Origin of the sequence: Paraburkholderia oxyphila NBRC 105797 (assembly GCF_000685075.1) — a bacterium.
GTDB lineage: Bacteria > Pseudomonadota > Gammaproteobacteria > Burkholderiales > Burkholderiaceae > Paraburkholderia > Paraburkholderia oxyphila.
The window spans coordinates 1-25,607 of the sequence record NZ_BAYD01000053.1 but is presented as its reverse complement, the minus strand read 5'-3'; the positions used below and the strand labels follow the sequence as shown (position 1 = coordinate 25,607).

At 63.8% G+C, this 25,607-nt stretch carries 25 protein-coding genes; 17 read left to right on the top strand and 8 right to left on the bottom strand.

What is annotated here, in order from left to right; genetic code table 11:
* Nucleotides 1-6 precede the first annotated feature (6 nt).
* The 5 genes from BO1_RS53070 (at nt 7) to BO1_RS28420 (ending at nt 5,501) form a co-directional block, all read left to right on the top strand.
* Entirely contained in the window at nt 7-1,668 is a 1,662-nt protein-coding gene (locus tag BO1_RS53070; RefSeq protein ID WP_043286896.1) for a hypothetical protein, read from the top strand.
* Between the two features lie 168 nt (nt 1,669-1,836).
* Nucleotides 1,837-2,913 (top strand): fatty acid desaturase family protein, encoded by a 1,077-nt coding sequence (locus BO1_RS28435; RefSeq protein ID WP_028220460.1) that lies wholly within the window; start codon nt 1,837-1,839, stop codon nt 2,911-2,913.
* Between the two features lie 90 nt (nt 2,914-3,003).
* Complete coding sequence (locus BO1_RS28430; RefSeq protein WP_028220459.1) at nt 3,004-3,312, top strand: MocE family 2Fe-2S type ferredoxin; 309 nt, start codon at nt 3,004-3,006, stop codon at nt 3,310-3,312.
* Nucleotides 3,313-3,316: 4 nt separating this feature from the next.
* Nucleotides 3,317-4,558, top strand: a complete 1,242-nt coding sequence (locus BO1_RS28425) for an NAD(P)/FAD-dependent oxidoreductase (protein ID WP_028220458.1) — start codon at nt 3,317-3,319, stop codon at nt 4,556-4,558.
* 79 nt (nt 4,559-4,637) lie between these two features.
* On the top strand, nt 4,638-5,501 hold the full coding sequence (locus BO1_RS28420) for a sugar phosphate isomerase/epimerase family protein (protein WP_028220457.1): 864 nt from the start codon (nt 4,638-4,640) through the stop codon (nt 5,499-5,501).
* 6 nt (nt 5,502-5,507) lie between these two features.
* Here BO1_RS28420 and BO1_RS28415 read toward each other — a convergent pair whose 3' ends face one another.
* Nucleotides 5,508-6,572 carry a LacI family DNA-binding transcriptional regulator gene (locus tag BO1_RS28415; protein WP_028220456.1) on the bottom strand — a complete coding sequence of 355 codons (1,065 nt, stop codon included), beginning with the start codon at nt 6,570-6,572 and terminating at the stop codon, nt 5,508-5,510.
* A 287-nt stretch (nt 6,573-6,859) separates the two neighbouring features.
* On the opposite strand from BO1_RS28415, the gene BO1_RS28405 reads away from it, so the two are divergent.
* From BO1_RS28405 to iolG, 10 genes are all read left to right on the top strand, one after another.
* Nucleotides 6,860-7,705, top strand: a complete 846-nt coding sequence (locus tag BO1_RS28405; protein WP_028220455.1) for a TIM barrel protein — start codon at nt 6,860-6,862, stop codon at nt 7,703-7,705.
* Nucleotides 7,706-7,899: 194 nt separating this feature from the next.
* Entirely contained in the window at nt 7,900-8,820 is a 921-nt protein-coding gene (locus BO1_RS28400; protein WP_028220454.1) for a sugar ABC transporter substrate-binding protein, read from the top strand.
* An 89-nt stretch (nt 8,821-8,909) separates the two neighbouring features.
* Nucleotides 8,910-10,475 (top strand): sugar ABC transporter ATP-binding protein, encoded by a 1,566-nt coding sequence (locus BO1_RS28395; RefSeq protein ID WP_028220453.1) that lies wholly within the window; start codon nt 8,910-8,912, stop codon nt 10,473-10,475.
* 42 nt (nt 10,476-10,517) lie between these two features.
* Complete coding sequence (locus BO1_RS28390) at nt 10,518-11,540, top strand: ABC transporter permease (protein WP_028220452.1); 1,023 nt, start codon at nt 10,518-10,520, stop codon at nt 11,538-11,540.
* A gap of 41 nt (nt 11,541-11,581) precedes the next feature.
* Nucleotides 11,582-13,546, top strand: a complete 1,965-nt coding sequence (locus BO1_RS28385) for a bifunctional 5-dehydro-2-deoxygluconokinase/5-dehydro-2-deoxyphosphogluconate aldolase (protein ID WP_028220451.1) — start codon at nt 11,582-11,584, stop codon at nt 13,544-13,546.
* Nucleotides 13,543-15,456: a 3D-(3,5/4)-trihydroxycyclohexane-1,2-dione acylhydrolase (decyclizing) gene (iolD, locus tag BO1_RS28380; protein ID WP_043286889.1), complete on the top strand. Its 1,914-nt coding sequence runs from the start codon at nt 13,543-13,545 to the stop codon at nt 15,454-15,456. The genes BO1_RS28385 and iolD overlap by 4 nt, the downstream gene beginning before the upstream one ends.
* Nucleotides 15,453-16,412 carry a myo-inosose-2 dehydratase gene (gene iolE, locus BO1_RS28375; protein ID WP_407670014.1) on the top strand — a complete coding sequence of 320 codons (960 nt, stop codon included), beginning with the start codon at nt 15,453-15,455 and terminating at the stop codon, nt 16,410-16,412. Before iolD ends, iolE begins: the two co-directional genes overlap by 4 nt.
* Entirely contained in the window at nt 16,409-17,206 is a 798-nt protein-coding gene (gene iolB / locus BO1_RS28370) for a 5-deoxy-glucuronate isomerase (protein ID WP_028220448.1), read from the top strand. Before iolE ends, iolB begins: the two co-directional genes overlap by 4 nt.
* A 202-nt stretch (nt 17,207-17,408) precedes the next feature.
* Nucleotides 17,409-18,527, top strand: a complete 1,119-nt coding sequence (locus BO1_RS28365; protein ID WP_028220447.1) for a porin — start codon at nt 17,409-17,411, stop codon at nt 18,525-18,527.
* A gap of 96 nt (nt 18,528-18,623) precedes the next feature.
* Entirely contained in the window at nt 18,624-19,646 is a 1,023-nt protein-coding gene (iolG, locus tag BO1_RS28360) for an inositol 2-dehydrogenase (protein WP_028220446.1), read from the top strand.
* 127 nt (nt 19,647-19,773) lie between these two features.
* On the opposite strand, the gene BO1_RS28355 is transcribed toward iolG, so the two are convergent.
* Nucleotides 19,774-20,256: a YybH family protein gene (locus BO1_RS28355; RefSeq protein ID WP_028220445.1), complete on the bottom strand. Its 483-nt coding sequence runs from the start codon at nt 20,254-20,256 to the stop codon at nt 19,774-19,776.
* Between the two features lie 137 nt (nt 20,257-20,393).
* Here BO1_RS28355 and BO1_RS28350 point away from each other — a divergent pair, with 137 nt between their 5' ends.
* Together BO1_RS28350 and BO1_RS28345 are read left to right on the top strand one after the other, a co-directional pair.
* Nucleotides 20,394-21,281: a LysR family transcriptional regulator gene (locus tag BO1_RS28350; RefSeq protein ID WP_028220444.1), complete on the top strand. Its 888-nt coding sequence runs from the start codon at nt 20,394-20,396 to the stop codon at nt 21,279-21,281.
* Nucleotides 21,282-21,662, top strand: coding sequence for a site-specific DNA-methyltransferase (locus tag BO1_RS28345; protein WP_322788546.1), 381 nt, complete (start codon nt 21,282-21,284; stop codon nt 21,660-21,662).
* Between the two features lie 29 nt (nt 21,663-21,691).
* Here the strand turns inward: BO1_RS28345 and BO1_RS28340 are convergent, their stop codons facing one another.
* The 6 genes from BO1_RS28340 to BO1_RS28310 form a co-directional block, all read right to left on the bottom strand.
* Complete coding sequence (locus tag BO1_RS28340; protein ID WP_028220442.1) at nt 21,692-22,006, bottom strand: hypothetical protein; 315 nt, start codon at nt 22,004-22,006, stop codon at nt 21,692-21,694.
* Nucleotides 22,007-22,127: 121 nt separating this feature from the next.
* The gene (locus tag BO1_RS58005; RefSeq protein WP_084688242.1) at nt 22,128-22,691 is read right to left on the bottom strand and encodes a lysozyme; all 564 of its coding nucleotides are present in this window, start codon (nt 22,689-22,691) and stop codon (nt 22,128-22,130) included.
* Nucleotides 22,692-22,739: 48 nt separating this feature from the next.
* Nucleotides 22,740-23,417 carry a hypothetical protein gene (locus tag BO1_RS28330; protein ID WP_028220441.1) on the bottom strand — a complete coding sequence of 226 codons (678 nt, stop codon included), beginning with the start codon at nt 23,415-23,417 and terminating at the stop codon, nt 22,740-22,742.
* Between the two features lie 37 nt (nt 23,418-23,454).
* A complete protein-coding gene (locus BO1_RS60620; protein WP_052409622.1) occupies nt 23,455-23,973 on the bottom strand; it encodes a PAAR domain-containing protein in 519 nt (172 codons plus the stop codon).
* A 2-nt stretch (nt 23,974-23,975) separates the two neighbouring features.
* On the bottom strand, nt 23,976-24,509 hold the full coding sequence (locus BO1_RS61360; RefSeq protein ID WP_063744720.1) for a PAAR domain-containing protein: 534 nt from the start codon (nt 24,507-24,509) through the stop codon (nt 23,976-23,978).
* Between the two features lie 479 nt (nt 24,510-24,988).
* On the bottom strand, nt 24,989-25,607 hold a 619-nt coding region (locus tag BO1_RS28310; RefSeq protein WP_028220440.1), incomplete at its 5' end, for a transposase.

The following is a 25,607-nucleotide window of genomic DNA, read 5'->3' as shown; positions in this document are numbered from 1 at the left end:
TTACAGATGGCCATCGTAATCGATCGTTCCGCATTTCGTCCCACGCTTCTCGCTCTTGCAATTGCCTGCGCCAGCACCGGCGCCATCGCCCAGTCCGCCTTCGGCGGACCGGGCCTTCTGGTCGTGAGCCGCAGCGTCTACGACAACCTGTCCAGCAACGTGCAGACCGGCGAGGTGCTGCCGCCCCAATGCGCAAGCACGCAGGCCGGCTGCCCTTCCGGCAACGGCGCCACCAACGACGGCACCTATCCGTACGTCTGGAACAACGTGCTCTACGATGCGAGCTTCGGCCTCACGGCGCGCGTCTTCCTCGACGCCATCACGCCGGGCGGCGAAGTCGTCCACTCGCTCGAAGTGCCGAACAGCCTGCATCCCGGCGACGGTCACGACCAGCTCGTGACGAGCTTCAGCTCCAAGTCCGAGCTCGCGCTGAACCTCTCGGCGGACGGCCGCTACCTGACGTTCATGGGCTACGTCGCGCCGGTCAACGCCATCGACGTGTCGAATTCGAACACGCCGGGCGCGAACGATCCGACGAATCCGGATGGCGTGGCGTACTACCGCGCCGTTGCGCGCGTCGACCGCGAAGGGCACTTCAGCTTCACCGAGACCAACGCCTATAGCGGCAACAACGGCCGCGCCGCGATCCTGAACAACAGCAACGCGAACGGCAATGGCGACGGCTTCTACTACACGGTCGGCAACGCGGGCAACGGCTCGAACCCGCAGCCCACGAACGTGATTCTCGGCGCGGGCGCGCAGTTCATCACGGCCACGCACGAGCACGAAGCGCAGCAAACGCCCGGCACGCCGGCGCCGCTCGCGAGCTTCTCCGTCACGGAGCTGGGCGCGAAGGCCGACAAGGTGGGCAAGGACGACAACTTCCGCGGCCTCACCGTGTTCAACAACGTCGTGTACTTCACGAAGGGCAGCGGCGGCAATGGCGTGAATACGGTGTACTTCGTCGATACGACGGGCACGGCCTGCCCCTCGGGCGTGGGCGTGCCGGCGCCGGGCGCGAAGCTGCCCACGCAACCGCTCGCCTATAACCCGGCGACGGTGCAGTCGAGCGGCCTGCCGAGCAACGTCTGCGTGCTCGCGGGCTTTCCGACCACGCCGAACAAAACGGCGACCACGACGGCCTATCCGTTCGGCGTCTGGTTCGCCGACGCGAACACGCTCTATGTCGCCGACGAAGGCGATGGCTACGCGAGCGGCCCCGACCTGGACACGCACGCTGCGGCGCAGACCACCGCGGGCCTGCAAAAGTGGGTGTACAACGCGGGCACGAAGTCGTGGAAGCTTGCCTACACGCTGCAAAACGGCCTTGGCCTGGGCACGCCCTATACGGTGCCGGGTTATCCGGGCGGCGCGAATAGCGCGACGGGCCTGCCGTGGGCGCCGGCCACCGACGGTCTGCGCAATCTCACCGGGCATGTCGATGCCGACGGCACGGTCACGCTCTGGGCGATCACCTCGACGGTGAGCGGCAACGGCGACCAGGGCGCGGACCCGAACCGCCTCGTCGCGATCCGCGACGTGTTGCACAACACCCAGGCGAGCGGCGCGACGCAGGAGCACTTCGTCACGCTGCGCAATGCTGGCTTCGGCGAGGTGCTGCGCGGTGTTTCGCTCGCGCCGGGTGCCATCAACGGCAAGTGGTTCTGAGCACGGGGCAGGAGGGCCTGCCGGCTGCGTGAGCAGGCCCCCCGAGCCGCCGCGTTGACGATATTTCATCAATGTTTCCGTTGAGCGCCGCGGGCCCGGCGCTTATGTTTGATCCAGCGAAAGTCACACGCCGCACGAGGCGCGGCGAACCGGATCAAGGAGACATAGGTGTCGAACACGCAAACAGGCTCGCGTACGGCGTCCGCCGTCACGGGGCGGCAGGCTTACCGGCTCATCGGCGGTGCGGGTGAACGGGCGTACGCCGCCGGACTCGTCAATGCGCAGTGGTACAAGTGCCCGGTGCCGCGCCCCACGATGAAGGCGCTGATGCAGCGCGGCGACGCGCGCGCGATCCGCGACACGCTGATCTGGTATGCGGCGATCGTTGCGAGCGGCGTGCTCGCGTGGTTCGCATGGCGCGCAAATTCGCTGTGGGCCATTCCCGCCTTTTTCCTGTACGGCACGCTCTACTGCAGCCCGGCCGATTCGCGCTGGCACGAGTGCGGCCACGGCACGGCGTTCAAGACGCGCTGGATGAACAGCGTGGTCTACCAGCTCGCTTCGTTCCAGGTGTTCCGTCGTCCCACGGTCACGCGCTGGACGCACGCGCGGCATCATACCGACACGCTCATCGTCGGACGCGACCCCGAGATCGCCGCGCCGAGGCCTACCGATTGGGTGGCACTCCTGCTCAATATTTTCGCGCTCAAGCACGTGGCGACCGAGGTGCCGAAGATCGTCTCAGCGGCATGCGGCAATATCGGCGCGGAAGAAAAGACCTTCGTGCCCGAGTCAGAATGGCCGAAGGTGGTGCGCGAGGCGCGTCTGACGCTGCTCGTCCATATGGCCGTGATCGGCGCGTGCATCGTATTTCATTCGGTGCTGCCGCTGCTCTATATCGGCCTGCCGAGTCTCTACGGCGCCTGGCTCTACCTCTATTTCGGCTTGACGCAGCATGCGGGCCTGCCGGAAAACGTGCTCGACCACCGCAAGAACTGCCGTACCGTGATGATGAATCCGGTGTTCCGCTTCCTGTACTGGAACATGAACTATCACATCGAGCACCACATGTTTCCGATGGTGCCGTTCCATGCGCTGCCGCGCCTGCACGAGACCGTCAAGACGGACATGCCGCCTTCGTATTCGAGCAGCCTCGCGGCCTATGCGGAGATCATCCCCGCGCTCGTGCGCCAGACGCGCGACCCGGCCTGGCATGTCACGCGGCCCGTGCCGGATGCAACCTGAGGCGACCCGAGGCCACCCGCGAGCGCAGCGCGGGCGACACGCTCGCGAACGAACACTGATGGACAACTACACAACTGAAGGAGACACGACATGACGCAATGGATCGACGCGGCTGCGCTGGACGACATCGAAGACGAAGACGTCATGCGCTTCGACCACGCAGGCCGCACCTTCGCCATCTACCGCGTGGACGACGCCGTTTACGCCAGCGACGGCCTGTGCACGCACGAGCAGGTGCACCTGTGCGATGGTCTGGTGATGGGCCACACGATCGAATGCCCGAAGCACAACGGCCGCTTCGACGTGCGCGATGGCCGCGCGCTGTGCGCGCCCGTGTGCGAAAAGCTCACGACGTATCCGGCGAGGGTCGAGGCCGGGCGCATCCTGATCGAGATCTGAAATCATGGCAACGCAAAGGGTCATGGCGATCGTGGGCGCGGGCCATGTGGGCGGCCGCGCGGCGCAGACGCTGCGCGAAGCGGGCTGGCGCGGCGGCATTGCGCTGATTGGCGCGGAGCCTCATCTGCCCTATGAACGGCCGCCGCTTTCCAAAGGACTGCTGACGGGCGAGCGCGCCGCGGCGCAATGCGGCTTGCGCGAGCCCGAGGCATGGCGTGAAGACGCGATCGAGCACGTGGTGGCCACCGTGCAATCGTTCGATCCCATCGCGCGCACGCTGTATCTGGGCGATGGCCGGACTATCGAATACGAGGCGCTGCTGCTCGCGACGGGCGGCCATGTACGCCGGCTTTCGATTCCGGGCGCAAGCGAGCCGGGCGTCCAATGCCTGCGCACGCTGGAAGACGCGGCGGCGCTGGGCGAGCGGCTCACGCCGGGGTCGAATGTCGTGGTGGTGGGCGGCGGGTTTATCGGCCTCGAAGTAGCCGCATCGGCGCGCGTGCGCGGATGCGAAGTCACCGTAGTGGAGGGCGGCGCACGCTTGCTGGGGCGCGCCGTGCCCGCCCCGATCGCGGCGAGCGCGCAAGACTTGCATGCACGCAATGGCGTGACGATCCGGCTCAGGTCTGCGCCGCGCGCGTTCGAGCGGCGCGGCGGGGACACGCGCGGCACGCTGGCCGTGACGCTCGATGACGGCGACGTGCTGCATGCCGATAGCGTGATCGTCGGCATCGGCATCGAGCCTGCCGACGAGCTCGCGCGTGCAGCGGGTCTGGACGTCGAGCGCGGCATTCTCGTGGACGAGACGCTCGAAACCTCGGCACGCGGTGTTTATGCAGCGGGCGATGTCGCGGTGTTTCCGAGCCGCTTCGGCGCGCATCGCATTCGCCAGGAGACCTGGCACAACGCCGAAACCCAGGCGAGGGTGGCGGCGCGCAACATGCTCGGCGCGCGCGACGCGTACGGTGAATTGCCGTGGTTCTGGTCCGATCAGTACGACCACCAGTTGCAGGTCGCCGGCGAGCCTGTGCTGGGCAGCCGGTCGATCGTGCGCGCGCTGGACAGCGGTGCCCGGATTCATTTCGATCTGGATGGAGAAGGGCGGCTCGTTGGTGCGAGCGGCTTTGGCCTCGCGAGCGCACTCGCGAGAGAAATGCGCCTCGCGCGGATGCTGGTCGAGCGCGGCGCGCCAATTGACGGGGAGCAGTTGGCTAACCCGGAAATCAAGCTAAAAAGCCTGCTCTGAATGCAGGGCAACGCGAAACATCTCGCTGCACGAACGACGCCCGCATGGTGAGGCGCCGACGCGGCAACACGGAGACACGATGGCGCAACGACTACTGGTGTTCCAGTCGCTTTGGGCGATGGAGCGCCGACACACCGATGGCTACGAGCGCTCGCTCGAAGAGAACGTCCGCATGATCGCGCTGGCCGGCTTCGACGGCGTGAGCGCACACTGCACGAACCGCGAGGACGTGAAGCGTCTGGCCGGGTTGCGGCGCGAATACGGACTGGCAGCGGAAGGCCAGTGCTTTCCGCAGACCGTGGACGACCTGCAGCCCGTGCTGGAGCTCGCGACCGAATTCGGCCTGCATCACGTCGATCTGCAACCCGACGTGCGGCCGCGAACCGTTCGCGAAGCGCTGGTCTTGCTCGACGGCTGGCGCCGTCTTGCGGAACAGGTGGATATGCCCGTCTACATCGAGACGCATCGTGACCGCATGACGACGGATCTATATTTCACGCTCGATTTGCTCGACGCGCGGCCCGATCTCAGGCTATTGGGCGACATCTCGCACTTTCTCGTCGGGCGCGAGTTCGCATGGCCCGTCTCGGACGAGAATCATGCGCTCATGCATCGCATACTCGACCATTCATGGGCGTTTCATGGACGCGTGGCGAGCCGCGAGCAGGTGCAGATCGAGCTCTCGTTTGCACCGCACCGCAAGTGGGTGGATCTGTTTCTCGGCTGGTGGGGCGATGGCTTTCGCTCGTGGCGACGGCGGGCGGGCGAAAACGATACGCTCGCGTTCACCTGCGAGCTGGGCCCGCAGCCCTACGCGATCATTGGCGCGGATGGCAACGACACCACCGACCGCTGGGCCGAGTCGCTGCAGATGCAGGCCTGGATACGCGAGCTCTGGCGCGAGATCGAAGCGCAAACGGCGCGTGACCCCGCTACGGCGTAGCGCGGCTCAATGCCCGGCGGCAAGATAGGGATTGCGCCTCACATTCGCCGAGCAGAATATCCGGAACTCGACAGTCCCGAGCGGCGCGGGCGTCTGCACCACGCCGCACGCATTGAGCGCGTGCTGCAATGCGGATATCACTTGCCCGTCCGGGTCCTGGTCGATGGCAATGTCCATGGTGCCCTGCTCGATGTACTCGCGATGCCGGTCGAGCATCTCATGGCCCACCCACACCACTTTCCCCGCCGCCCCCACCTTGCGTAGCGCCGCCTCGATGCCCTCCGACGCATAGCCGCTGTTGTAGATGCCCACCACGCCGCCGCGCTTGAGCTCCTTGAGCACCGCGCGATGGCACTGGTCCACGTCGTCGAGCGTTTCCACTGCATCCGCATCGCAGACGAGATGGGGAAACGCCTCGGCTAGTTGCGTGCGGCAGCCGCTGATGCGCTCGATATGCGCGCGATAGTCCTTGCGCGAGCAGATCAGCAGGACGCGGCCTGGCTGCGTGGCGAGTCGCCCGACGAAATAGCCCGCGGTGCGCCCCGCATTGGCGTTGTCGATCCCGGCGTAATGCACGCGCTCGACCTCCGGGATATCGGTGACCATCGTGACCACGGGCTCGCCTTGCGCGATGACCGTGCGCAGCGCGTCGCGCACCGGCGCCGTGTCGTGCGTCGTGACGATCAGCCCGGCGCGCTTGTAGTTCGGGCGGAGTATCGCGCGCGTGATCACGTCGTCGTCGGCTTCAGGAAGGAACTGGCGATGCAGCACGATGCGCCGGTCGAGCATCTGCATCGAGCGTTCGAGCCCGCGTGTCAGGCGCTGGAAGAACGGCGTGCTGTTCTGCGGCAGCAAGACGTCGATGTGCACGAGGCCATGGCTGGTTTGCGGCAAGACGCGCGGCACGCCGAGCTGTTGCGCCGCCTTCACGACGCGTTCGCGCATGGCCGCGGACACACTGCCGCGCTCGTTGAGCACGCGATCGACCGTCGCGGGACTGACGCCCGCGGCTTCGGCAATTTCAACGAAACGCGCGCTGCGTTTGCGGCGCGGTGGGGGGGCTGCGGCCATGAGTGTCTCCAGTATTTTTTGTCGATTACGATGCGCGCGGCATGGTCGATTGGCGTGCTCGCATGGCAGCTTGAATCGCAGAACGAATTGCACCACGACCGGGCGGCTTCCCGCGTATTCACGCTGACGAAAAATCATCAATCTTTTCGTTGAGGCGAGTCAATGGGTCACTTACCTTTCTCACATCGGCAACGCCAGGTCATGCTGAACCGGGACGTCATCAAACGGCTGGAAGTGGTCGGGAGACCACACATAAAACTTTCGATTTGCATTCACTGGAGACAACGATGAGCGAGGCAGTGCAGTTTTCCCTCAACCGAATGAGCGCGCCGAAATTGAAGTTCCCGGACTATGTGGCGCTGTGCCAGCGTCTGGGTATCGACGCCATCGAGATCCGCAACGACCTGCCCGGCGTAGAGATCACCGACGGCACGCCCGCCGGCCAGATCAAGGAGGCATGCGAGCGTGCGGGTCTCACGATACTCTCGATCAACGCGCTGCAGCGCTTCGAGCAGTTCGACGCCACGCGCCGCGAAGAGGCGCTGGCGCTCGCGAAGTACGCGGCGGGTTGCGGCGCGAAGGCGCTCGTGATGTGCCCGACCAACTCGATGCTCGACCAGCGCGCGGCGAGCGAGCGTCACGCCGATCTGGTCAACGCGCTTGCGCAGCTCAAGCCGATCCTGGACGACCACGGCCTGCTCGGTCTCGTTGAGACGCTCGGCTTCGAGGAATGCGCGCTGCGCCGCAAGTCCGATGCGGTGAAGGGCATCTACGACGCCGCCGGCGAGCGCCATTTCAGGCTCGTGCACGACACGTTCCATCATCACCTGTCTGGCGAAGACATCTTCTTTCCCGACCTCACGGGGCTCGTGCACATCTCGGGCGTCGAAGCGAGCGCGGTGACCGTGGGCGAAATGCGCGACGGCCATCGCGTGCTCGTGGGCCGCGACGACCGGCTCGGCAACGTGCGCCAGCTCGCGACGCTGCGTGCGCGCGGCTATCGCGGCTACGCCTCGTTCGAGCCGTTCGCCGAGGAAATTGCCGAAGCCGCCGACATCGAGACGCGCCTTGCCGCAAGCATCGCCTATATCGGCGAGGCCCTCGAAGCGGCGAGCCTGCGCCAGGCCGCCTGATACCCGGCACCCGGCCACGGACGCGCCGCGCGATCCGGGCGCGGCGCCGGGCCGGCAAGCAAGTCGGCAAACGAGTCGGCAGACGAGTCGGAAAACAAATCGCAACGAAGCAGTGGCAGACCGTGCACCGCACGGCCTGAAAGGCTCTGTGCGCCCAAAAAAACAGAGCCGCAAACACATGGATGGAGACAATCATGAACTTCCTCAGCCGGTCCCTGCTCGCGCTCGCGGCAGCCCTTCCCATTGCCGCCTATGCAGGCACGACGATAGGCGTCTCGATGGCGCACTTCGACGACAACTTCCTCACGACAGTGCGCGAGTCCATGGCGGCCGAAGGCAAGGCGAAGAACGTGAGCCTCGACTTCGAAGACGCGCAGGGCGACGTTGGCCGCCAGGTGAGCCAGGTTGAAGCGTTCGTGGCACAGCACGTGGCCGCGATCATCGTGAACCCCGCCGACGCATCGGCGACGAAGCGCATGACGGACGCCGCGCGCAAAGCCGGCATCCCCATCGTCTACGTCAACCGCAAGCCCGACGAACCACTTGGCAACGGCGCGTACTTCGTGGGCTCCGATAGCCTCGTGGCGGGCCATCTGCAAATGGAGTACCTCGCGAAGAAGCTCAATGGTCACGGCAATATCGCGCTCATGCTCGGCGAGCTCTCGACCGACGCCACGCGCGACCGCACTCGCGGCGTCAAGGACATCGTGGCGAAGAACCCCGGCATTCATGTGGTTGCGGAGCAGACCGCCAATTTCGATCGCAGCCAGGCCATCAACCTGATGAGCCAATGGCTGAGCGCGGGCAAGAAGTTCGACGCCATCGCCGCCAATAACGACGAGATGGCGCTGGGCGCGCTGATCGCCATGCGCCAGGCCGGTGTCTCGCCGAAGACGGTGCTGGTGGGCGGCGTGGATGCGACGAAGGACGCGCTCTTTGCGATGTCGAAGGGAGACCTCGCCGTGACCGTGTTTCAGGACGGCAAGGGCCAGGGCAAGGCGGCCGTGGACATGGCCGCGAAGCTGGCGGGCGGCGACAAGAGTGTGCAGAGCGAGGCCTGGATTCCCTATCAGCTCGTGACGCCGGAGAACTACAAGGGTTTCGTGAACCGCTGACTCACGCGGCTTCGTGGCGGACGACGCCTGTCGTCCGATGGCTTCGATTGCTTCCATCGCTTCATTTGCCAGGTCAGGCGAGGGTAACCATGCAAGATTCGACGTTCACCGCATCGCGTCCGGCCGAGCGGCGCAGCGAGCTGCCCCCTGTGGTTCACGGCCATGCCGCGCCGCTGCTGGCGGCGCGGCATGTACGCAAGGCGTTTCCGGGCGTCATCGCGCTCCAGGACGTGTCCATCGAGATCCGGGCGGGGCGCGTTCATGCCCTGATGGGCGAAAACGGCGCTGGCAAGTCCACGATGATGAAGATCATCGCGGGCGTGTATACGCCCGACGGCGGCACGCTGCATTTCAAGGGCGAGCCGATCGCACTGAAGTCGCCGCGCGACGCGCTCGACCGCGGCATTGCGATGATTCACCAGGAGCTCAATCTGCTGCCGGAAATGACGGTGGCCGAAAACATCTGGATTCGCCGCGAGCCGCGCGGCCGGCTGGGTCTCGTGAATCACGGCGCGCTGAACCGGCAAACGCGCGAGCTTTTCGCGCAGCTCGGCATCGAGATCGATCCGCAAACGCCGCTCGGCAGGCTCAGCATCGCGAATCGGCAGATGGTGGAGATCGCGAAGGCCGTCTCGTTCGACTCCGATCTGCTGATCATGGACGAGCCGACTTCGGCCATCACGGACAAGGAAGTCGAGCACCTCTTTCGCATCATTGCGGAGCTCAAGGCGCGCGGCAAGGCGATCATCTACATCACGCACAAGATGGACGAGGTGTTCCAGATCGCGGACGACATCTCGATCTTCCGGGACGGGCATCACATCGTCACGCGCGAGGCGAGCCGCTTCGACAAGCAGTCGCTGATCGCCGCCATGGTCGGCCGCGAACTCACCCAGGTGTTCCCGAAGGAAACTGTGCCGATCGGCGAGGTGGCGCTCGCCGTGCGCGATCTGGGGCGACGCGGCGTGTTCTCGGGCGTGAGCTTCGACGTGCGCTACGGCGAGATTCTCGGCGTAGCGGGCCTGATGGGCTCGGGGCGCACCGAAGTCATGGAAGCCATCTTCGGCGTTTATCCGGCTCACAGCGGCGAGATCCTTTTCGAAGGCAAGCCGAAGACGATCCGCTCGCCCGCGGACGCCATTCGCGCAGGTGTTGCGTTCCTCACCGAGGACCGCAAGGGAACGGGCCTGTTCCTGCAGCTCTCCGTGGGCGAGAACATGGCAATTACCGCGCTCAAGCGCCATAGCGCGCTCGGCTTCGTGAGGCAGCAGCGCGTGAACGAGGAATGCGAGGCGCTGTGCCGGAGCCTGAAGGTCAAGACGCCGGGGCTCGCGCAGATCATCGAGAACCTGAGCGGCGGCAACCAGCAAAAGGTGCTGCTCGCGCGGTGGCTGCTCAACCAGCCGAAGATCCTGATTCTCGACGAACCCACGCGCGGTGTGGACGTGGGCGCGAAGTCCGAGATTCACGCGCTCATCACGCAACTGGCCAGAAACGGCGTGGCGGTCGTCATGATTTCCTCGGAGCTGCCCGAGGTCATCGGCATGAGCGACCGCGTCGTGGTCATGCACGAGCGCAGGGTGAGCGGCATCCTGCCTCGCGAGCTGGCCACGCAGGAAAACATCATGACACTCGCCTCGGGCGAGCGTATCTGAGCATCCAGAGATTTGAAGCCGACCTTCGGCAAGGAGACGGACATGAGTGCATCAACCATCAATGGCGCCGCCGATACGGCGGCCAGCGCGCCGCGCAAGTGGCGCTTGCCCCAGGAGACCAGCATTCTGGTCGTGCTCGTCGCGATCGCACTCGTGTTCGAGGCGATCGGCTGGATCGAGCGCGGGCAGTCGTTCCTGTACAACCCTCAAGGACTGCTGATCATGGTGCTGCGGGTCTCGGAGATCGGCCTCATTGCCGTGGGCGTGACGATGGTCATCATCGCGGGCGGGATCGACCTGTCGTCCGGCTCGCTCGTGGCCTTGTCGGCGATGGTGGCGGGCAGCTTCGCGCAGGCCGGCGGCTTCGGCGCGACGGTATTTCCCGGCGTGGCCGATTTGCCCGTGCTCGTGCCGGTGCTGGCGGGCACGCTGGTGGGTGGCCTGTGCGGGCTCCTGAACGGCGCGCTGATCGTGCGCTCGAACGTGCCGCCTTTCATCGTCACGCTCGGCATGATGGTGTCGGCTCGCGGCCTCGCCCGCTACTACACCCATGGCCAGCCGATCAGCATGTTCACCGACGCCTATTCGGCCATCGGCTCCGGCGCGCGCCCGGTCGCGATCTTTCTTGCCGCCGCACTGATCTTTCATATCGTGCTGCGCTACACCCGCTTCGGAAAATGCCTCTATGCGATCGGCGGCAATGTGCAGGCGGCGCGCGTCTCGGGCATCAGCGTGGGGCGCAACCTGATTGCCGTCTATGCGATCGCGGGGCTCCTGAGCGGGCTGGCGGGCGTAGTGGTGTCGGCGCGGGCGCAGACCAGCCAGTCGGGCATGGGCCTCTCGTATGAGCTCGACGCCATTGCGGCGGCGGTGATCGGCGGCACGAGCCTCGCGGGCGGCATGGGCCGCATTACCGGCACGGTGATCGGTGCGTTGATCCTCGGCGTGATTTCGAGTGGCTTCATCTTTCTCGGGATTGATTCGTACATCCAGGAGATCGTCAAAGGCGGAATCATCGTTGCCGCCGTGATCGCCGATCAATACCGCAAGCGGCGCGCCCGCTGAACCCGGATGCTCAACCGATTCCCTTACGGACATCATTCTTCATGAACCGAAACACTGCATTCGCTGCGCAACGTCCGCTCGACATCATTTGTCTCGGCCGCCTCGCCGTCGACCTGTACGCACAGCAAGTGGGCGCACGGCTCGAAGACGTCACGAGCTTCGCGCGCTACCTGGGCGGCTCCTCGGCCAACATCGCATTCGGCTGCGCGCGTCTCGGCCTGAAAAGCGCGATGCTTTCGCGCGTGGGCAACGACCACATGGGCCGCTTCCTGGTTGAAGCCCTCGAGCGCGAAGGCTGCGATGTGAGCCATGTGAAAACCGACATCGAGCGTCTCACGGCTTTGGTGCTGCTCGGCCTGAAAGATCGCGACACGTTTCCGCTGGTGTTCCATCGCGAGAATTGCGCGGACATGGCGCTCGACGAGACGGATTTCGACGAAGCGTTCATCGCGTCGAGCAAGGCGCTGCTGATTACGGGCACGCATTTTTCGACCGGGGGCGTGCATCGCGCGAGCATGACGGCGTTGCGCTACGCGCGGCGCAACAATGTGCGCACCGTGCTCGACATCGATTACCGGCCGGTGTTGTGGGGCCTCGCCGGCAAGGGCGACGGCGAAACGCGCTTTATCGCCGATGGTGGTGTCAGTGCACACCTGCGCGCCATCCTGCCCGAGTTCGACCTGATCGTGGGCACGGAGGAGGAGTTCCGCATTGCAGGCGGCGAGGACGATGTGCCCGGCGCGCTGCGCCGCGTGCGCGAGGTGAGCGCCGCGACGCTCGTGGTGAAGCGGGGGCCGCTAGGCTGTACCGTGATCGATGGTGACATCCCCGCGGATCTGGACGGTGACGCGCATTATCGCGGCGTGCAGGTCGAGGTGCTGAACGTGCTGGGCGCCGGCGACGCGTTTCTCTCCGGCTTCCTCAAAGGCTGGCTGCGCCAGGAAGACTACGCACGCTGCTGTGCCTATGCCAATGCGTGCGGCGCCCTGGTGGTCTCGCGCCACGCGTGTGCGCCCGCGATGCCCACGCCTGTCGAGCTCGACTATTTCCTCGCCAACGCGGCCAGCCTCGCACGGCCTGACCGGGACGCGGCGCTGCAGCGCCTGCACCGCGTGAGCGTGTCGCGCAAGCCACGCGACGAAGTGCTGGGGTTCGCGTTCGACCATCGCAATCAGCTCTTCGAACTGGCGCAGCACAGTGGCGCGCCGCAATCACGCATCGCAGCGCTCAAGCAACTGTTCGTGCAGGCCGTGGAGCAGACCGAAAGCGAAGCCGGCCATACGGGCAAGATGGCCGTGCTGATCGACGACCGCTACGGGCAAGACGCATTGAACGCCGCCACGGGGCGTGGCTGGTGGGTGGGCCGCCCCGTCGAGCTGCCGGGATCGAACCCTCTGGTGTTCGAGCATGGACGCTCGATCGGCACGGCGCTGGACAGCTGGCCTGCGGAGCACATCGTCAAGTGTCTCGTCCAGTATCACCCGGACGACGCACCGGCGCTGAGGCTCGAACAGGAGAGCCAGTTGCGCGCACTCTACGAGGCGACCCAGGCGAGCGGCCATGAGTTGCTGCTCGAAGTGATTCCGCCCAGGCGCGGCGCCGTCGCGCCGGACACCGTGGTGCGTGCGCTCAAGCGGCTCTACAACATCGGCATCTATCCCGACTGGTGGAAGCTCGAGCCGATGAGCGCCGCCGCGTGGCAAGAGGTGGACGCACTGATCGAAGCGCGCGACCCGTACTGCCGCGGCGTGGTGCTGCTGGGCCTGAACGCGCCGGCCGAACAACTCGCTGCGGGCTTCGAGGCGGCGAGCGCGAGCCGCACCTGCCGGGGCTTTACGGTGGGCCGCACGATCTTTCATGAGCCGGCGCGCGCATGGCTCGCCGGCGAGATCGACGACGCTGCACTGATTGGCGCGGTGCGCAGCAACTTCGAATACCTGATCCAGGTCTGGCGCAAGACACGCCGCAATGCGGCCGGGGCCGCACGCGAGGAGTGTGCCGCATGAGCCAGACGATTCGACTCACGGTGGCACAAGCGCTCGTCCGCTATCTCGCCGCGTTGCGCGTTGCCGACGAAGAGGCGCCTGGCGCGGCGCCCGAGCCGCTGTTCGGCGGCGTGTTCGCGATCTTCGGGCACGGCAACGTGGCCGGTATCGGCGAGGCGCTGCATCAGTATCGCGACGCGCTGCCGACCTGGCGCGCGCACAACGAGCAGGCCATGGCGCACACGGCCATCGCCTACGCGAAGACGCACATGCGCCGGCGCATGATGGCGTGCACCACGTCGATCGGGCCCGGCGCGACGAATCTGGTCACCGCGGCGGCGCTCGCGCACGTGAACCGCTTGCCCGTGTTGCTGCTTCCCGGCGACACCTTCGTGTCGCGCGCGCCGGACCCCGTGCTGCAGCAGATCGAGGACCCCCACGACGCCGGCATCTCGGCCAACGATAGCCTGAAGCCCGTGTCGCGGTACTTCGACCGGATCGTCGCGCCCGCACAGTTGCTCAACGCACTCCCCCGTGCGATTCGCGTCCTGACCGATCCCGAGCTGTGCGGGCCCGTTACGCTCGCGCTGCCGCAAGACGTGCAGACGCATGCGTACGATTTTCCGCTGGCGTTCTTCGAGCCGAAGGTCGTCACGCTGCGCAGACCGCAACCGGCTGAGGATCAGCTCGCCGCAGCCGCGGAGGCGGTGCGCGCCGCGCGGCGTCCGTTGATCGTCGCGGGCGGCGGCGTGCTGTACTCCAAAGCGTCCGCCGCGCTGCGCGCGTTCTGCGAGCGGCACGGCGTGCCCGTCTGCGAAACCCAGGCGGGCAAGGGCGCACTCGCATGGGACCATCCGTTGCAGCTGGGCTCGGTGGGCGTGACGGGCTCGCCCGCGGCCAACACGATGGCGCGCGAAGCGGATCTCGTGATCGCCGTGGGCACGCGCCTGCAGGACTTCACCACCGGCTCGCACTCGCTCTTCGGTCAGGCAGCGGCGCTTGCCATCAACGTGAACGGCTTCGACGCGGGCAAGGCCGGCGGCGTCGAGCTGATCGCCGACGCACGGCTCGCGCTCAACGCGCTCTCGCGCGAACTGGGGGGCGGCGGCCAATTCGAAGCAGGCGGGCGCGCCGCGTGGCAAAGCGACGAGGTGTGGCGCGAGCAGGCACGCATGGCGGCGCGAGGCTGGCGCACGACGGTGGCGGAATTGACGGGCAGGCGAACGCTCGAGCAAGGCGTGCTGCCCTACGACGCCGAAGTCATCGGCGCCGTGCAGCGCTCGCGCGGGGATTCGCCGTCGCACGACATTGTCGTGTGCGCGGCCGGCACACTGCCCGCGGAGCTGCACAAGCTCTGGCGCGCAGGCCATCCCGGCGGATACCACGTGGAATACGGCTATTCGTGCATGGGCTATGAAATCGCGGGCGGGCTGGGCGCGAAGATGGCGCGGCCCGATCGCGAGGTGATCGTGATGGTCGGCGACGGCAGTTATCTGATGATGAACAGCGAGATCGCCACCTCCGTCATGCTCGGCCGCAAGCTCATCGTGGTCGTGCTCGACAACCGTGGCTACGGATGCATCAACCGGCTTCAGCAGGCATGTGGCGGCGCACCGTTCAACAATCTGCTCGAAGACTGCCTGCAGGGCCCACTCGGCGCACCGCCGATCGATTTCGCGGCTCATGCGGCCGCACTGGGTGCGCACGCGGAGCATGCCGGAAATATTGAGGAATTCGAAGCAGCGATGCAACGGGCACGGGCCTCGGATCGCACCTATGTGGTCTGTATCGACACGGACCCGGCGCGCACCACGAAGGAAGGCGGCTGCTGGTGGGAAGTCGCGGTGCCGGAGGTTTCAGAACGCGAAGCGGTGCGCTCGGCGCGTGCCGACTATGAACGGAACAAACAGATGCAAAAGGTCTCGCCATGACGATCGCACATGACATCGCAGTACCCCCTTTCGACGTGAAAATCGGCATCAATCCGATTTCCTGGTTCAACGACGACCTCCCGACGCTCGGCGGGGAGACGCCGCTTGAAGTCGCACTGACCGAGGGCAGCGAGATTGGCTACCAGGGCTTCGAGCTCGGCAACAAGTTTCCGCGCGAGCCGCGCGTGTTGCGCGAAGTGCTGTCGCGCCATGGGCTGGAGCTGGTTTCGGGCTGGTATTCGGGGCGTCTCGTCGAACGATCGGCCGACGAGGAAATCGCTGCGGTCGCCCCGCATCTGGAATTGCTCGCGCAAGGCGGGGCGACGGTGATGGTGTACGGCGAAGTATCGGGCTCGATTCAGGGCGATCGTGGCGCGCCGTTGTATGCGCGACCGCGCTTCACGTCGGACGAGCAATGGCGCGCCTATGCGAAGCGCCTTGATACGCTTGCGCGCTTTACGCTCTCGCGCGGCGTGCGCCTCGCTTATCACCACCATATGGGCGCCCACGTCGAAACGCCCGACGACGTCGACCGGCTGATGGCATTGACCTCGGACGACGTGGGCCTGTTGTTCGACAGCGGTCACGCGGCATTCGGCGCAAGCCGCTCGAGATTCGACGCGGCGGCGCCGGCCGCGCTGCTGGCACGGCACATCGGGCGGGTTTGCCACGTCCATTGCAAGGACGTGCGCGCAGAGATCGTCGAGACGGCGCGCAACCGCGACTGGAGTTTTCTGGATGCGGTCATCCATGGCGCGTTCACTGTGCCGGGCGATGGGGCGATCGATTTTGCGCCGCTGATCGAGCAACTGTGCCGGCATGGGTATCGCGGCTGGCTCGTGGTGGAGGCGGAGCAGGACCCCGCCGTCGCGCCGAGCTACGCGTTTGCGCAAGCGGGATTCCGGCATCTGCAGGCGCTCGTCGAGGGCGTGCAGGCACGCGCGGAGGCCGCATGAGTCTGCTGGTGAAGGGAGACCGAAGCGGGCGGCTCATAGCCCACGTCACGCCGGAAAGCGCGCAGTGGCGCTATGTGGGTTTCGCGGCTCACCGCTTCACGCGCGGCGACGCGCTCTCGTTCGACACGGGCGAAATGGAAATCTGCGTGGTTGTGCTCACGGGCGTCGTGAGCGTCACGACGCCCGCGCAAGCGTGGCGCGAGATCGGCTCGCGCCGCAGCGTGTTCGAGCCGAAGTCGCCTTCTGCCGTTTATTTGCCGCCTCGAACGGCGGTGTCGATCGAGGCCCACGACGCGGCGGAGGTTGGGCTCGCCAGCGCGCCGGCGCAAGGCCGCCTGGAAGCACGGCTGATCGAGCCGGGCACGATGACGCGTTCGACGCGGGGCCGCGGCGCGAACCTGCGCTACGTGTGCGACATCCTTCCCCAAACCGAGCCAGCGGAATCGCTGCTCGTGGTCGAGGTGCTGACACCAGCCGGGCATTCGTCGAGCTATCCGCCGCACAAGCACGATGCCGATGACATTCCCGTCGAGAGCGTTCTTGAAGAGACCTACTACCACCGCATCGATCCGCCACAAGGGTTCGGGTTTCAGCGCGTCTACACCGACGCGCGCGACCTCGACGAGACGCTGGCCGTCGAGGACCACGACGTGGTGATGGTGCCGCGCGGCTATCACCCGGTGGTGATGCCGCACGGCTACAACGGCTATTACCTCAACGTGATGGCCGGGCCGAAGCGCGTGTGGCATTTCAAAAACGATCCGGCCCACGAGTGGATGCTCGCGGGCAGGTGAGTGGGGTAGCAGGCCGGTAACCCGGAATAACACGGTCTGCAGATGTAATCAGTAGCAAGCGCAGTTGAGCATTCAAGCTTCAAGTAATTAGGCATGCGAATAAAAAAGCAACGTACCGCCATCACGCGATGGACGACGAATGCGCCGTCCGTCGCGTGAGTGGACAACTCAATGCAATAACGAAAACACGTTTGGAGACGCGATGAAAAAGGCAGTACAGATCGGAGTGGCCGCGATGGGTCTCGCGGCCCTGCAAGCCCATGCACAGAGTTCGGTCACGCTTTATGGCGTGGCGGATGCGGGTTTTGACTACCTGAGCCAGGTGCAGATGGGCACCGGCACCACGGCGTCGCGCTTTCGTGCGGAGAGCAGCGACTGGGGCGCGAGCCGCTTCGGCCTGCTGGGCCGCGAGGATATCGGCGGTGGCTACGGCATCCTCTTCAATCTCGAATCGGGCACGAACCTGATGTCCGGAACGGCAGGCGATGGCAACGGCCGGCTGTTCAGCCGCAAGGCGCTGGTTGGCGTGCAGAACGACCAGTTCGGCAAGTTCACGATGGGCCGCAACCTGTTCATCGCCAATGACCAGTGGGATTTCGACCCGATGCTGCAACAGGCCTATTCGTCCACGGCGCTGGTGCGCAGCCGCAACGTGCCGATTACCAGCAACAACATCGAATATCAGTCGCCCTCGTGGGCGGGATTCAGCGTTCACGCGCAATACACGCTTGGCAACCAGCCGGGCGGATTCAACCTGGGCGCGCCGAACGAAGTGGGCCGCAGCGACGGCATTCAGGTCACCTACGCGAACTCGCTGTTCATGCTGCGCGGCATGTACGACGAGATTCGCGACACGAACGGCAAGATGAGCAATGTCTTCGTGAGCTCGCGCGAATTCTTCGCCGGCGCGAACCTCTATTTGAGCTCGCTGGAACTGCAGGCCGCGTACACGCACCTCAATGCACCGGACACGCCGGCAGGGCTGGCGAGCAACGCCGACCACTACTGGGCGGGCGCGAAATATCGCGTGACGCCGGCGCTGAGCGTCGACGGCGCGGTCTATTACGTGCACGTGGGCGCAGGTGCGGGCGACGCGACGCACGATCCCTCGGGCCACGCGACGATGTTCGCGCTGGGCACGACCTACAACCTCTCGAAGCGCACGCTGCTTTACGCGACGGTTGCGCATGTGCGCAACGCGAGCGGATCGAACTTCTCGGTGGCGAACAACAACCCGGGATCGAATAACGACAATCTCGACAACCCATTGCCGGGGCGCTCGCAAACGGGCGCGTATCTCGGCGTGAACCATTCCTTTTGAGCGTTCGGGGCGTTGAGTTCGCCCCCAGGCGATTGACCGCCCATGCCGCGAGGCATGGGCCCTATTTTGATGAAGGCGTTGAAACCGGAGAAGAGCATGATTGAATTTGCATTGTTTGGAGCAGGGCGCATCGGCAAGATTCACGCGTCGAATCTGGTGCGGCAACCGGGCGCGCGCCTGAAGTACGTGGTGGACATGCACGCACCTTCGGCACAGGCGCTCGCGCAGACGCACGGCGCACAGGTGGCTGGCGTCGAGCAGGCACTGGCCGATCCCGCGGTGGGCGCCGTGGTGATCGCTTCGAGCACGGATACGCACGCGAATCTGATCATTGCCGCCGCGAACGCGGGCAAAGCGGTGTTCTGCGAAAAGCCCGTTGATCTGACCATCGCCCGCTCGCGCGAGAGCGCCGAGGCCGTGCGCCGCAATGGCGTGGTTTGCATGATCGGATTTCAGCGCCGGTTCGATCCCACTTTCGCGGCACTGAAGGCGCGGATCGAGGCCGGCGAAATCGGCGTGCCTGAGATGCTGATCGTCACCAGCCGCGACCCGGGCGCGCCGCCCGTCGACTACATCAAGAGCTCGGGCGGGATCTTCAAGGACATGCTGATCCACGATTTCGACGTGTTCCGCTGGATCATGGGCGACGAGGCGCAGCGCTTGCACGCCACGGGCAGTTGCCTCACCGACCCGGCCGTGGCGGCCGCCGGCGACATCGATTCGACAGCCGTCACGATCCGCACGAAGCGAGGACTGCTTTGCCAGATCAACACGTCGCGGCGTGCGGCTTACGGCTACGACCAGCGCTTCGAGGTGCTCGGCAGCAAGGGCATGCTGCAGGCGGGCAACGTGCAGCCCACGCAGGTGACGGCCTGGCTGGCGGGGGGCATCTCGACGGATGTGCCGGAGCCGTTCTTTCTGGAGCGTTATCGTCAGGCTTATGCGGCGGAAATGGCGCATTTCGTCGAGGCGGTCACGAAGGGAACGCCAGTGCGCACGACCATCGAAGACGGCGTCAAGGCGCTCGAGCTGGCCGAGCTGGCCATGTCGTCGTGGCGCAGCGGGGCCGCGGTGGACCTGCCGTCGAGCGAGGAGGCGAGTGTCGCAGAAGCGGTATAGCGGCGAGTTTGTGTCCAGAACGAAGCAGGGCGGCGTGCGGAGCATGTCGCCTTTCACAGCCATGCGGACAATCGGGGACGGTGGATGCATGCGCGATGCGCATGCATCCACCAAGCGCGTGCGTGGCTCAGGCCATTGGCGCTGCAAGCGGCGCGCCGAAGATCGCGGTCTGATACTCGGCGAGCAGGGCAGGCTCCTCGATGGACCCATGATGATGAAGCTGCCGCCACACGCCATCGATCTTCGCGAACCAGCGCGTCGTGCGAATGCGCAAAGGGATCGTGCGATCGGGCAGCACGCATGTCCCTTCTTCGCGGCCGACGAACAAGTGCCAGTCGTCGCCGCCTTCGGACGTGAAGTCGTGAAACGCGACGTGCACGCGCGCCGGACCTTCAAAGAGCGCCTGGTAACCCGCGCGAATGGCGGGCCAGCCGCGCCGGATCCCACCGATGGGATTGTCCATGCTCGGACGCTCGCCCGGCGCCCAGTTGGCCGCGAGCGCGTCCAGATTGCCCGTGTTGAAGGCGCGATAGAAGGCCACCAGCGCTTCCAGCGGACTGCCCTGGGGTGCGAGTTCATTGCCGGTCACGCGAAGAATGGGGGTGTTCATGTCGGTTTGCTCCGTTGGGGTGGACGAGTGCAGACTACGCGCGAATACCAATCTATAGAACTGAAATGTTTTGATACCAGCAATCTGCATTTTCGATATGTGCTAGTCTGCATTCATCTACGCTCTGGGTGGCGCCGATGGATATGACCGACTTGAAGACATTCGAGGCTGTTGCGCGTTTGGGCAGCATGAACAAGGCCGCAGCCGAACTCCACACCGTGCAGTCCAACGTCACGGCCCGCATTCGTGCGCTGGAGGAAGACCTCGGGCTCGCGCTGTTCGAGCGCCACGCGCGCGGCGTGGTTGCTACGCCCGCGGGCCAGCGCATGATGCCGTTCGTGGGACGCATTGCGAAGCTCGTCGAGGACGCTCGCGCAGCGGCGCGAGACGACGGGACGCCGGCCGGCGCGCTCGTGCTCGGCTCGCTGGAGACCATCATGGCGCTGCGTCTTTCTTCTCTGCTGGCCGGCTTCGCCAGGAAGTGGCCGAAGGTGCAGCTGGTGGTCAGTTCCGGCAATACCGCGAAACTGGTGCGCGACGTCGTGGAATGCAAGCTCGACGGTGCGTTCGTTGCTGGCCCTGTCGAGCATCCCGAGATCGAGCAGACGCGCGTCTTTACCGAGGAGCTGGTGCTTGTTGCCAGTCCTGCGGTGTCGTCATTGAAGGATCTGGCGAAGATTGCCGACCTTAAAACCGTGGTGTTTCAGTTTGGTTGTTCGTATCGGCAGCGGTTGGAGGCATTTCTTTATGGGCGCGGGCTCGTCGTGGCCAAGCCGCTGGAGTTCGGTTCACTCGATGCGATTTTGAGCTGCGTGGCGGCTGGGGTTGGGGTGACGTTGCTGCCGAAGGGGGTGGTCGAGCAAGCGGCCGTTGAGGGGAAGGTTAGCGTGCATCGTATGCCGGCGGAGCTGGCGCGGATGCAGACGCTGTTTATTCGGCGGCGCGATGGGTATGTCTCGAGCGCGCTGGGGGCGTTTCTGGAGATGGCGGAGGGGGCGGCGCGCGGGAAGGTCAAGGCGGCTTAGGTGGCGGGCGAGATTTGGAGCGGTGGATTTGGGCCTGCAGGCGGTGCGTGGCGTTGCCCGTACAGTAGGGTCAAAGTGATACTGGGGTTTTATGAGTGCGTCGCGCCCCGCGATCGTGTCCACGTCACACAAAAGCCATTGCCGCTTATGCGCGAGCTATTGCGGATCGTGCCGCCTGGCGCGACCGTGCTTGATCCGTTCATGGGCTCTGGGACAACGGGCGTAGCATGCGTGCAAACGGGCCGCCGCTTCGTCGGCATCGAGCTGGACCCCGTGCATTTCGAATGTGCGTGCGAGCGAATCAGCAATGCGCATCGCCAAGGCGCGCTATTCGTTCATGCCGACAACGCCAACGAACAGGCGCGATTGACGCTCGAATGAAAAAACCCCCGCCGAAGCGGGGACTTGTCCTATCGCCCAGCGCCGAGAACCTTCTGGATCGCGGCGCACTTCGGAGCCGCTGAAGTTTCCATATCATCAGGGCATGTTAGCGACTTATAGAATTCAAACTCTTGCGCCGCTACCTTCTGCCGGCACGCTGCAATCTGGAAATCTGTATCGAGCGAATATTCGTTTTTCCACTCATTGAACGCGAAGCCGATTAGGTTACAATCAGATTTAATCTTTTCTCCCCATAATTTATAGTTCGCATCAAGTGCGATTCGTTTATCCCCGGACGAAATTTTCCGGATATACGCGTATAATTTTACGGAGTCGGCAAGCATTCGTGCCGTATCCGTTTTCGAACAAGAAAGAGAATCGTCTCTAGTCTTTGCATTTTGTTCGCAGGCGGTATTTCCGAGTGCCGACACCGATATGACGATAGCCATAGTGGCAAAGCAGAATTTAGTGACTCGAATCATAGTTTCCATCCCTGAAGAGATTTCCCTCTGAACGCCGGCGTTTCACTAGACCACTCGGTTGCGAGCCGCTGGCCCATGTATATTCCATAAATTTCGCCGGCACGCGATCATAGTGGCCGGAATTTACGAGATTCAATAGAGCGTCGTTATGGTGACGAAAATTGTAGACAAAATCAACAAGCGCATCATATTCGTATTGGAAAAGTGGTACATGGATTTCTTTATTTACTATGCGCTCAGGGTCTCTAAGATCTTGCAGTAGTAGTTGCCTGGCCTGGGAGATCGTGACCCCTGCGTGAAAAGGGGCTTCAGATGCAGCGCCCGAGATTGGCCCCATATGAACCAGGTGCCCGAAGCCGATAGTCGTATTACCGCCGCCGCCAGCGCCATCGTTATCGTACAAATGTGCACGGAAGGCTTCCCAATCAGCAACAAAATCTATCCCCTGTTGCGAGACGTGCCACGGCTTGCAAAGCCTCGCCGTTTGTACGGTTACACAGGAATTCGGATTGGTATTTGTTACTGCTGTCGCAAGTGCATCTGACATAAAATCTCCTGTAACTGTGCGTCGGATGGATTTCCGCGCATACGCGCCCTAGTGCATCGTGCGTGCTGTGCGTTCGGCGGGGTTATCGCAACGCGCGTCCTCGCCGGATATCCACGCGTCGCGGAGCGGGCTATAGACTCCCCATAGCGCGCGATCTCGTGCCGTAGGCTCGCGGCATATGTTCGCGCGTCCAATCGCAGTGTTTAGCGTCGCCGCGAACGTCGCGTCGTCCATTTCATCGATACTTTCTAGTTCTTCGTCGTACTTCGGCAGGCCGATTGATTTAAATTCGTCCGCAATGAAATCGAAAACCCATTGACTGAATAGAAGCGTTACGTCGTCGTTATCAGTGGGCGGCGCGAAGTACAGCGGAGCATATCGGGTACGTGGCGCACCCGTTGTCACGATGATTGATCCAGGTTCCTCCAGCGTCACGCCGAATCCCATCATGCACCAGAGTTCCCCATCGCAATCACGAACGTGCTGGAGCAAATCGAATTCGTGCATGGGAATAACGCGCCAGTTATCCGAATCATCCTTCTGGTGGTACTTGTTGCGAACGTGCGCGTAGAACGACGCAAGAATACGCGACGTAAATATGAGCGGTCCGTTCTGTTTTCCGTTCCCGATCCATGCGGGTTCAACGAATAGACCATTACTCGAAAAGCGCTTTCGGACGACAAGCCACAGAGACAACGGCGCGATGTATTGCGTTTTGATTTTCATGTTATAGCTATCTGTTGATCGAATATTTATATGAAAGTTATTCCACGATTTCACGGTGGCCAAGGTAAATAACAACGCGTTGCGCGTTGTCCGTCGGATAGCGACGTGTTCGCCCCTGTGAATCTGTTATGCCGTGGACTAATTCACCCGAAGGCATGCGAACGGTGTAGTACGTGTCTGCGAGCGGCGAGCCCTTTACGTCGCGAAGCGTGAACTGTTCGTCGTATGTACCGGCCCTCGTCGGCGCAACGGGCTTTTCGGTTTTTGCCTCTCCCTTGCTTTCCGAATAGAACGTATTCGAACCGCTGGACGCAAGAACAAAGTTTTTACCGCATGGGCACAGAACGCGATCCATGTCTTTCACGTAAGGCTGGCCGTTATCCATCCAGGTGCCAGCGGTGCCGTAGATCGGCCATCCACCTTTGCAGTTTCCGCACGTCGCGTGATTCTCCTTGCGCGCGTACATCTTGCCTGCTTCGTTATAGAAGTCGCTACGGCCAATCACTTCGCCGCCCGTGGTGGTGCGGTCTCCGTCTGCTACAAGTCGATCGAACATGCTTACTCCCGGTGTCCGAGATAGATGCTGACGTGTTGTGCGCCTTCGGTAGCGTATCGCCCGGTGCGGCCCTGTGAATCGGTTATGCCGTGTACGCGTGCGCCAGAAGGTAAGCAGGCGGTGTAATAGGTATCGGGAAGGGATTTCCCGGTTGAGTCTTTGAGTGTGAATTGTTCGTCGTAGACACCTTGAGTCGGACTGGAACGCGGCTCGTTCGCTGTTCCGTATGCCGTGCCTTCCAACTCGCTCGCCGTAAATTCATGCCAGGCGGTGTCTTGAGACGCGATCATGACGGGCGGCGGATCGCAATTGCAGAGGCACAAGTCGCCCTCCAGGGCTTGCTGCTTACCTTTCATCGTGGACTTTCGATGCGGACCTTTCCACCCGATTACGCCCGTCGTATTGCAGACAGGGCACAAGACCTTTGCACCGATGAATGTCAAGGAACGGCCGTGGTGCGTGCAACTTTCTTCGCCTTCGATAACGACGCCGCCCGCCGTGGACTTGTCGCCCAGTCTTAGCAGGTATCGCCTCATACCGCGCTCCACAGAATTCGCCTTTGTCGCTTTGCCATTTCCATACCTCCAGGGAGTCGATGAAAGCAACCGGCCCGGCACGGCGACCGGTTACGCGCGGGCTTGGATTTCGCCCATTCAGGCGATGCTGCCGCTGCTCCCGATGGCGCGAAATCAGACGTGTCCGAATAGGGGGATGAACGATTCACGGCGCATTGTGGCGTGCACACAATTTGACATTCGACAATTTCTCTCAAATATGGCGAATAATTCGAATGCTTGAACCGTGCCCCGAATTTTCGACTAGCCCGCACAATGCGGGCTTTTGCGTTTCTGGACCGCACAATTCCCGTAACAGGCCGCTGAAATACACCCGAGCCGAAGCGGCCTCGCTCCAATCACGCGGCTCTCGCCGCAAGATTTTCCGCATTGTGCAAATTCAATGCGGATTCAACGTCCTTTTGAGAGTTTGAGGTCAATTCCTAGCCTCATTTCCGCGTTTACCGTAACTGCGGACGGACCTGTGCCAAGGTTCGCAGGCGCACGAGGTTGTAGGCGGCCATGTTCAACACGAACATCTGATCCACCTTTTTCAACCCGCGCACCATTGCCTGGCGCATGCGCCCCACGGTCTTCGCCCATCCGAAGCCTTGTTCGATCAGCTTGCGCTTTTGCTGAGAAATGGCGTAGCCCGCGCCCGAGGCAATCGTGTCGGCCACCGCCGAACGCCGCCCCGAGGTGTTTTGTGCAACGTGTGGCGTGACCTTCATCTCGTGACAGGCCTCGATGAATTCCTGTGCGTCGTAACCCTTGTCTGCGCCCAACGTAATTTCTACGTTCGGATCCTCTGTCGCTTGCCGCGCGTCGTGGATCATGATCTTGGCCGCTTCACGCTCGGCATGCCCGTCAGCGTGTGTCACGCGCGCGTTGACCACCAGGCCGTGCCGGTTATCGGCCAGCGTATGGCCCATGTACCGCAATTCGCTGGCCGTCTTGCCTTTGCGATAGAGCCGCGCATCGGGATCGGTCCTGGACTGATGCGTCTCGTTGCTGCGCTTCTCGCCTTTGAAGTCGCCTGCGCCGCCGCCGCCGTCCTGATCGTCACCGTCCTTGCGCACG

Excerpts from the sequence above, each read along its gene's own strand:
- BO1_RS58005 (WP_084688242.1), bottom strand. The coding sequence starts at position 22,691 with ATGTCAGATGCACTTGCGACAGCAGTAACAAATACCAATCCGAATTCC.
- BO1_RS28425 (WP_028220458.1), top strand. The coding sequence starts at position 3,317 with ATGGCAACGCAAAGGGTCATGGCGATCGTGGGCGCGGGCCATGTGGGC.
- BO1_RS61360 (WP_063744720.1), bottom strand. The coding sequence starts at position 24,509 with ATGAGGCGATACCTGCTAAGACTGGGCGACAAGTCCACGGCGGGCGGC.
- iolG (WP_028220446.1), top strand. The coding sequence starts at position 18,624 with ATGATTGAATTTGCATTGTTTGGAGCAGGGCGCATCGGCAAGATTCAC.
- BO1_RS28405 (WP_028220455.1), top strand. The coding sequence starts at position 6,860 with ATGAGCGAGGCAGTGCAGTTTTCCCTCAACCGAATGAGCGCGCCGAAA.
- BO1_RS28385 (WP_028220451.1), top strand. The coding sequence starts at position 11,582 with ATGAACCGAAACACTGCATTCGCTGCGCAACGTCCGCTCGACATCATT.
- BO1_RS28365 (WP_028220447.1), top strand. The coding sequence starts at position 17,409 with ATGAAAAAGGCAGTACAGATCGGAGTGGCCGCGATGGGTCTCGCGGCC.
- iolE (WP_407670014.1), top strand. The coding sequence starts at position 15,453 with ATGACGATCGCACATGACATCGCAGTACCCCCTTTCGACGTGAAAATC.
- BO1_RS28415 (WP_028220456.1), bottom strand. The coding sequence starts at position 6,572 with ATGGCCGCAGCCCCCCCACCGCGCCGCAAACGCAGCGCGCGTTTCGTT.
- BO1_RS28355 (WP_028220445.1), bottom strand. The coding sequence starts at position 20,256 with ATGAACACCCCCATTCTTCGCGTGACCGGCAATGAACTCGCACCCCAG.
- BO1_RS28390 (WP_028220452.1), top strand. The coding sequence starts at position 10,518 with ATGAGTGCATCAACCATCAATGGCGCCGCCGATACGGCGGCCAGCGCG.
- BO1_RS28330 (WP_028220441.1), bottom strand. The coding sequence starts at position 23,417 with ATGAAAATCAAAACGCAATACATCGCGCCGTTGTCTCTGTGGCTTGTC.
- BO1_RS28350 (WP_028220444.1), top strand. The coding sequence starts at position 20,394 with ATGGATATGACCGACTTGAAGACATTCGAGGCTGTTGCGCGTTTGGGC.
- BO1_RS28400 (WP_028220454.1), top strand. The coding sequence starts at position 7,900 with ATGAACTTCCTCAGCCGGTCCCTGCTCGCGCTCGCGGCAGCCCTTCCC.
- BO1_RS28430 (WP_028220459.1), top strand. The coding sequence starts at position 3,004 with ATGACGCAATGGATCGACGCGGCTGCGCTGGACGACATCGAAGACGAA.
- BO1_RS53070 (WP_043286896.1), top strand. The coding sequence starts at position 7 with ATGGCCATCGTAATCGATCGTTCCGCATTTCGTCCCACGCTTCTCGCT.
- BO1_RS28420 (WP_028220457.1), top strand. The coding sequence starts at position 4,638 with ATGGCGCAACGACTACTGGTGTTCCAGTCGCTTTGGGCGATGGAGCGC.
- BO1_RS28340 (WP_028220442.1), bottom strand. The coding sequence starts at position 22,006 with ATGCTTGCCGACTCCGTAAAATTATACGCGTATATCCGGAAAATTTCG.
- iolB (WP_028220448.1), top strand. The coding sequence starts at position 16,409 with ATGAGTCTGCTGGTGAAGGGAGACCGAAGCGGGCGGCTCATAGCCCAC.
- BO1_RS60620 (WP_052409622.1), bottom strand. The coding sequence starts at position 23,973 with ATGTTCGATCGACTTGTAGCAGACGGAGACCGCACCACCACGGGCGGC.
- iolD (WP_043286889.1), top strand. The coding sequence starts at position 13,543 with ATGAGCCAGACGATTCGACTCACGGTGGCACAAGCGCTCGTCCGCTAT.
- BO1_RS28395 (WP_028220453.1), top strand. The coding sequence starts at position 8,910 with ATGCAAGATTCGACGTTCACCGCATCGCGTCCGGCCGAGCGGCGCAGC.